We start from the raw sequence: 7,614 nt of genomic DNA on the forward strand, positions 1-7,614 counted from the left end.
TTTATTAAAGCGATTTAATAAGCCGGTCGTAAGGATTGCTGTGTCAGGGACTTGCGGTGCTTCGGAGGGGCGGCGCCAACGATGCCGCCGGATGTGGCACCGGATCGACTTCACCGAGCGGCCTGCCTTCGATTCGCGCTCGCAGCGCTGGATGTCCACCGGTCCATCCATTGAAAGACTTCGTCGTACCACTGGATGGTGTCCGCCGCTATTACTTCGTAGTGCCCTTCGTCGGGGAATACGATCAACCTGGATGGAATATTTCGCTCCTGCAGCGCTGTAAACGCCGCCACGGCTTGCCCACTGGGGCTTCTGAAGTCCTTTTCGCCAGTGATCACCAGCTGCGGCGTTCGCCAATGGGCAACGGCATTGACGGGATTCCAGCGCTCGTAGTCGGCGGGGGCGACGTAGTACGGCTGGTTTCCGAAGTCCCAGTGATCCTGGGCCAGTTCGTCCGTCTCGTAGGTCATCCCGCGTTCGTCGAAGATGCCGTCGTGCTGGACGATGCATTGGAATCGGTCCGGCCAATGGCCTTCGATCCAGTTCATCATGTAGCCGCCGTACGAGGCGCCTACCGCGCAGGCATGATCGCCATCGAGGAAATCGAAGCGCTCGATCGCTGCCGCCAGGCCGCGCTGGATGTCCTCAAGAGGCAGATCACCCCAATGGCGATTGACGGCATCCGTGAACGCCTGGCCGTGTCCCGTGCTTCCATGGAAATCGATGGAAACCACGCCATAACCGTGTTCCGCGTAGAGCGCCAGATTCAACGGCCATCGGGCATACCAGATGTCGCCGAGCGAGGATTGCGGACCACCATGAACAACCAGCGAGACGGGGGCTTTCTTGCCGCGAGCCAGCTCAGGTGGGCGTAGCGCCAGACCCCACACCTCGTCTCCCTTGGCGCCGATAAATGTGAAACGGAATACCTGTGGCCAGTCGATTCCAGCCAGTTTTTCGGCATTGATATGCGTGAGCCTCTCAAGCTCTCCCGAAGCTTCTCGACGCCACAGATCCGGCGGCTCCGTGAGGCCATCCTTCTTGAGGATCAGCGAACGATCGGGCTCGGCCGCTATCAGCGTGAAATGGCCAGAGGCGGTCAGCCGCCGCACGGCACCGCCTTCAACATCGACGCTGAACGCAGGATGGTCCAGCGTGTCATTGGCAGTCACGTAGAGCGTTCTCGAATCGGCGGACCAGACGATGGCATCAGGCGACCGATCCCATTCCTGGGTGAGCGGATGAATCATTCCGCTTGCCAGATCACGAAGCCACACCACGCGCCTGTCGTCGGCATAGCCCGGACGCGAGGCCGCGAGCCACGCCAGCCATCGCCCGTCGGGCGACACCGTGGGCAGCTCGTCCGCTGCTGCATTGGCAGCGGTGAGATCGACCGGACCATCGGAGCAGTCTGCTTGCCGGGCGTAGATATCTGTATTGGTTGATAGTGGCTCGATCCGGCCGGCAACTCTTAGTGAGAAATAGATCGTTTTGCCGTCCGCGCTCCACGTCGTCTCCTCTTTTCCGCCGCCAGGCTTGGATGGAACGTCTCCGACCAGCGTGGGCGCAACCGCGCAGCCTCGTCCTGTGACTTGTCCACTGCGCAAACGCATCAGGAATAACTGGGACCGATTGCCGTCTGCCCATTGGTTCCAGTGCCTGATGGGAAGATGATCGAAGATCCGTGCGCCGCTGATGGCTTGGGGCGCGCTGCCCTTCTCGTCGAGGAATGACGCGTGCGGCCGTCTATCCGCCCAGACGAGAATGGAATCGCCCCGTGGAGCGATGCGAAATCCCGCAAGGCCGTCGGATGCCAAAACGGCCGTTGGTCTGGTGCCATCCATCGCGACCCGAAAGATCGTCGGCGTCGCCGATGGCCGTTCGGACAGGAAGTACAACGCACCGTCCGCCCCAAACTCAGGAGCCGTCGGCGCGGCGTCATCAAGGGTGGTGAGTTTCTCGGGCTTGCCGCCGCTTCGTGTGAGATCAAGACGCCACAGCGAGCGTTGCGTTCGCTTCGCAAGCAGGTCCTCTGAGGATTGCTCCCATACCAGCCATTGTCCGTCAGCCGATACGGTGGCAGCACCGATCTGGGCCAGCTCGACAAGATCCGACTGCGTAAGAGGGCGGGCGAGGGTCGAGTCTGCAAACGCCATCATCAATCCGAAGGCGAAGGCGCATGCCTTCATTCTTTTTGTGCACGCAGGCTTCATTACCGACTCACTCTCGCGGCGACTGGCTGTTACTTGATGCCAGCCTGGAACAGTTGGATGCGTCGGGCGCGAAAATCGCTGCCATGACTCTTGACCCATGGGCGACTCGGTCACCAGACATCCTGCGTTCTGAAAGACAGCATGAAGCGCGCTGAAACGTACCGTGCTCCTTCATGTTGGTGAGGCTGTGGCTCCACAGGTGGTTCACGACATCGAAGCGTGTAGCGGTGGGTTCCTCGTTCGCTTAAGTTTTTGGCGAGCCCGACCTTCGATTGCCTCGGTCAAGGCCGAGGCGTTACTGGTATGTGAAATGCCATTGGTGCAAGTTGATCAATAGTGAGTTTCCTTGAGAACGCCTGGCGGCGAGCGTTGGAGATTCCCTAGCATCGGCGCAAGATACCAAGTTGTTCGACCACCTCTTGCAGAACGAGCAAGCCAAGACGGGCGATGACTTCGGTTCACCCGGAATTTCATTCCACAGTCGTGTCGAGGGGGTTTTTATGCGCCGCTCAATTATTGCCATGGCCTGCATTTTTGGCCTAACCGCCCATGCATTCGCCGCAGACGTCAAGTCGATCTCACGACTCGCGGCTGGGCCCGACAACATCCTTTTCGTTGCCGACTGGAAATCCGCGGAGGTTCACGCGATCGAGCTTGCGCCGGCGTCTCCGCAACCCGTGGGGACGACGTTCAATGTCCTCGACCTGGAGGCGCTGCTGTCGCCGCAGGTCGGCGGCGCAAAGGTCACCGTCGAGGACATGGTGGTTCGTCCCAAAACAGCGCAAGTCTACGTAGCGATCAGTTACGGTCCGGATAAGGCGCCGGCGCTGTTTCTCGTGACTAGCGACAAGAAAGCGCACAGGATCGATCTGAAGGCCGCTCATTCAACCTCAATAGCGCTTCGCGACGCCCCGGCGGCGAACGAGAAATTCTGGAAGCAAAGTCCTGAGCGCAGCTACACCGTCACCGACATGAAATGGCGTGATGGTGAGCTTTTCGTCGCAGGACTGTCGAACCAGGAGTTCGCATCGACGCTGCGGCGTATCCATTACCCGTTCGACGCCAAGCAGACGATCACCTCCCTGGAGATTTTCCATGGCGGACACGACCAGCTCGAGACGCGCGCGCCGATCCGCGCGATGAGTTTCGCGAACCTTGGCGGGAAGCCCTATCTCGTTGCCGCCTACACGTGCACACCGCTTGTGATCATCCCGCTGGATGATCTGAAAGATGGCGCCCACGTGCGCGGGAAGACGGTGGCCGAACTTGGCTACGGCAATACACCCGCCGATATGGTCTCGTTCACGAGTGCCGGGCAGGGGAAGGCCAAGGACTTCCTCATGCTTGTCAACTACAACCGCATAGCCGACGTCATCCCAGTGTCCGAGCTGGACGCAGCACGCGCTCGCCCCGGCATTGAGAAGCAAGTCCCATACGGGCAGATCACCGGGCTCGATGTGGGGGAGGCCCCGCTTGCTGGCGTGATGCGCCTGGACAATCTCGACGACAAGTCATTTGTTGTCGTTCGCCGTGACCTGCAGCGCGATGCTCTGCAACTGGTCTCCATGGGCAAAGACCTGAGCTTCCGATTGACGGATCACATCTCCGAGTACACGTTTCCCGATTTCAGCTTCAAGGGCAAAAAGCCCCAGCATCAGTACGTCAACATGTTGCTGAAGGATGAAGAGATGCCTGAGTTCATCAAGGCTTCGGACTAGAGCCGTGCGCTGGCGACCATTGCTCTGGGCCCTGGCCCTTGCGGCGGTATGGCAAGTCGCAATGGCCGGGCAGCCAACGCCGCAGGTCGCTCTCGTCCAGCCCTCGGGCGTCGAGGTTCCCGCCAATCTTCTGCGACTGTCGGTTGTTTTCGAGGCGCCGGTCGAAGGTGAAGTACTGTCGCGTATCGCCCTGGTACATGCCGACGGACGAACGGTTCGGGAGCCGTTCCTCCCGCAGGAATTGTGGTCGCCCGACGGAAAGATCCTGACTCTTCTGTTGCATCCTGGGCGCGTGAAGACTGGTCTGGCTGCGCGCGAACAATGGGGCCCTATCCTGAGCGAGGGCGACGACATCGTCCTCACTTTCGATGGACGCCCTATCCAGCATTGGCATATAGGCCCCGTGGACGCGAACGGCCCGGTCGTGTCCGCGTGGCGGCTGTCGCAGGTGAGCCCAGGTTCACGACAGCCTCTCGTCGTCACCCTCGATGCTCCGATCGACGGTCGCGATGTTGACTACCTGGTCGTGGTTGGGGCTGACGATCGACTTGTCGAAGGCAGGGCTCAATTGCGCAAAGGCGAAGCGACCTGGACGTTCACGCCAGGCGCGGCGTGGCGTCCGGGTGAATATCGACTCGTCATTCGAGGCACGCTGGAAGACCCTTCCGGAAATCGGCTTGGTGGTCACTTTGAAACGCCCATGGATTCCCCGCAACCGATCGCGACGGATGCCTCCATTGCCTTCAGGCTAGGCAGCGATCAGGCGTTGTAGGCATTGCCGTCAGTGAAGCGGCCGGCATTCCAACCAAGGCGAGAAACCCGCAGGACTCAATCAGCGACATCACGAGAGAGCATCGCCTGCTATTTCCGCGCGACGCCATGCAGCCGCCGCAAGCCATCCATCAGCTTCTGGAATATCCCTTCCTTCTCGCTTGCCTGATGGGTGCTTTCCCTCAGCAGCTCGGCTTCCTGCGCCTGAAACGCGAGCAGGTCGCTGAGCATGGATTTCGCGAGCTCTGGAAACTCTTGAAGTAGCGGAGTGACCGCATCCTTGTTTAGCCGAATAACCGAAACAGCGCTTAGCGCCTGAAGTCTGATACCGGAACTCACCCCCGTAAGGATGCTGGACCGGCCAACGGCATCACCCGGCGCCAATCTTCGCAGCTCGATGTTTCCTTCCTCGCGCGGAGCCAGCAGGACGGCGACTCCGGATGCCACGATACAAAGCGCTCTTTCGTCATCCGGGCAATCAGAGCTGACGTCGTAGATCATTTCTCCTGCGGAAAACGCCTGCCTTACGGAGGCAACAGCCAACTGTTCGATCTGTGCCGCGCTCAGGGACTTGAACATCTCGATGTTGCGTAGAAGTCTCTCCGGGTTGCCCGTGAACTCATCGCTTTGCTGCTCTTGCCCGAGGCAGATGCCATGGGCGTTCAAATGCCGATGGACCTGATCGATGACCTGATTCTGCGCGCCCGTCTTCTTGTTGGCCGACGCAACGTAGACCAGAATTTCGTATTCGATGAATTTTCTGTGTATCCCGAGCGCAGAGACCACGGGTGCGGGATGAGCCAGGACGTCAGTCGTGCTGCTGATGGCGTCCTCCAGGGCGGAAATCACCAGTGCAGGCCGAATGGCTGGCGACAGACGAATTCGCACGGTGATGCCGTGAATCTGGGGTGGGCGACTCAGGTTGACGATGTTGGCTTTCGCAGCCACGCTGTTTGGCACCAGCACATAATTGCCACGACTGTTCAGTAACGTCGTGGCCCGCCAGGTCCGGTCGATGACATTGCCCTGGGTGTCACCGATGGTTACCGAGTCGCCAACTTGAAACGGCTGGGTCGCATTGAGCACGACGCCGGAAAATACGTCGCTCAATGTGCTCTGGACGGCAAGACCGACGATGATTGCCATGGCGCCTGAGGTGGCGAGCAGCCCGCCCACGGGAAGCTCAAGGACATAGGCCACCGCGGCGACTGCTGCGGCAACAAAGACGATTGCCCTCAGTATGTCCTGGAACAATCGCTCACGTTGCAATGCGGATGGAAGAACGATTTTTCCAAGCACGGCGGCCGAGATCTGCGCGAGCTGCAGCCACCAGAGGAATTCGACCGCTTGTGCCAAGAGATGCCGTACGGTTCGGTCTGGCCAGGGAGCGACTTGAAATGGACTCAGTCGTGCGGTCCACAAAACATAGCTGAGCAGCAGGAAGAGACTCAGTCGTATCCCAAAACGGGCCCACTCCTGGCTGAGCTTCAGGAAGCGCCACGCCAGGAAATCCAGAAGCAAGACGCCAAAGCCAAGCAGCACTCCGCGGTCGGTGGGGTTCATGGCAGCCACTATCTGGTGAGTTGGACCCGTTCCTGCGTCCTTCCCCTTGTATTTCGATTCGATTTGGGCGAGGCATTGTCCCACCCGCAGGGGTGTTGGCGGTGTCTAGGGCCGGGACCAGGGTGGAAATGACATGCAGCCCTCTTTGAAGGGAGCGGGGTGCATGGGCCGACAAACGCCCACTTGGTCTGCACCATTTTCACCACGCCAACTGATCGACCCATCAAACGACATCGACGGGCATGACGCCTGCCGAGCCACACGATCGTCTTGTCGCCCTGGATGGGTAAGCTTTTGGCAATGCGTTAATGACTTGTGTAGCGCACTCTTTCGACGCTGCCCCGCTCAAGCGGCGCCATGAAAACCATGTGATTGCCGCGAGCAAAGGAGAAGATGGGAACGTGACACTTGTAGGCAATAGCGATCGGGCGCGACAATCGAACTTCTGCTCGCGGTTGTGCAGGCAACAAGTCTGCTGACAATACGGTTGGAAGGAGACAAGCATGAGCTTGGATTCAACTTCTCGCCCCGATAGGCAAAGTCTCGCCGCCTTGGTCCCATCGCGTTACGCGCTACAGGTTGGTGACATTGAGGTCTTGGTGATCAGTGACGGTGTGCTGCCGCTGCCGCCCGAGACGCTGGCTACGAATGCCGAGCCGGCCGAGCTCGCGGCCTGGCTGGACGAAAGACTTCTCCCATCGGACGTGTTCAAGTGGCCAGTGAATGTGGTCGTGGCCCGCAGCGGCGATCGGACTGTGCTCATCGACTCTGGCATAGGCGATGAGTTCACGCCCTCCGGATTATTGGCAGACCGTCTCATGGCCGCCGGTATCGATCCCGCATCCGTGACCGACGTGGTGATCACTCACCTGCACGTGGACCATGTTGGCGGCCTGCTTGGCGAAGGGCTGAAAGGTCGGTTGCGTCCTGGTGTGCCGATCCACCTGGCAGCCGCCGAGATTGAGTTCTGGAAGTCGCCCGATTTCTCCCGAAACACATTTGGCGGAATGTCCGAGGTGCTACGGTCGGCCGAAGAGCGGTTTGTCGCCGTTTACCGCAGCCAGCTGCGGCCGTTCGAGATGGAGTACGAGGTGGCGCCAGGGGTCGTCGTCAGCCGCACTGGCGGCCATACCCCCGGGCACAGCGTCGTGCGCGTGGCGTCTGGGGGCGACCGATTCACGTTCCTTGGCGATGCGGTGTTTCAGGTGTTGCTGCGCGTTGAAAATTGACCAGCAAAACGGGGTTCTGCTCACTGAAAATTGACCAGGGTGTTCTTCACTAGCCTGCGGGTTCCGACCCAGCAGGAAGACGAGGTGCATACCATGGCGATGTACGCGAAGGTGCGGCGA

At 59.9% G+C, this 7,614-nt stretch carries 5 protein-coding genes; 3 read left to right on the forward strand and 2 right to left on the reverse strand.

Annotated elements, in window-relative coordinates; genetic code table 11:
* Positions 1 to 110: 110 nt before the first annotated feature.
* Positions 111 to 2,213, reverse strand: coding sequence for a S9 family peptidase (locus AC1DE1_RS17845; protein WP_477179223.1), 2,103 nt, complete (start codon positions 2,211 to 2,213; stop codon positions 111 to 113).
* 404 nt (positions 2,214 to 2,617) lie between these two features.
* On the opposite strand from AC1DE1_RS17845, the gene AC1DE1_RS17850 reads away from it, so the two are divergent.
* Complete coding sequence (locus tag AC1DE1_RS17850; RefSeq protein WP_477179224.1) at positions 2,618 to 3,931, forward strand: hypothetical protein; 1,314 nt, start codon at positions 2,618 to 2,620, stop codon at positions 3,929 to 3,931.
* A gap of 4 nt (positions 3,932 to 3,935) precedes the next feature.
* A complete protein-coding gene (locus AC1DE1_RS17855) occupies positions 3,936 to 4,703 on the forward strand; it encodes an Ig-like domain-containing protein (protein WP_477179225.1) in 768 nt (255 codons plus the stop codon).
* Positions 4,704 to 4,792: 89 nt separating this feature from the next.
* On the opposite strand, the gene AC1DE1_RS17860 is transcribed toward AC1DE1_RS17855, so the two are convergent.
* Positions 4,793 to 6,265, reverse strand: coding sequence for a mechanosensitive ion channel domain-containing protein (locus AC1DE1_RS17860; RefSeq protein ID WP_477179226.1), 1,473 nt, complete (start codon positions 6,263 to 6,265; stop codon positions 4,793 to 4,795).
* A gap of 503 nt (positions 6,266 to 6,768) precedes the next feature.
* Between AC1DE1_RS17860 and AC1DE1_RS17865 the strand changes: the two genes are divergently transcribed.
* A complete protein-coding gene (locus AC1DE1_RS17865) occupies positions 6,769 to 7,494 on the forward strand; it encodes an MBL fold metallo-hydrolase (RefSeq protein WP_477179227.1) in 726 nt (241 codons plus the stop codon).
* Positions 7,495 to 7,614 lie beyond the last annotated feature (120 nt).

The organism is Dyella sp. 05T440, from assembly GCF_056395965.1.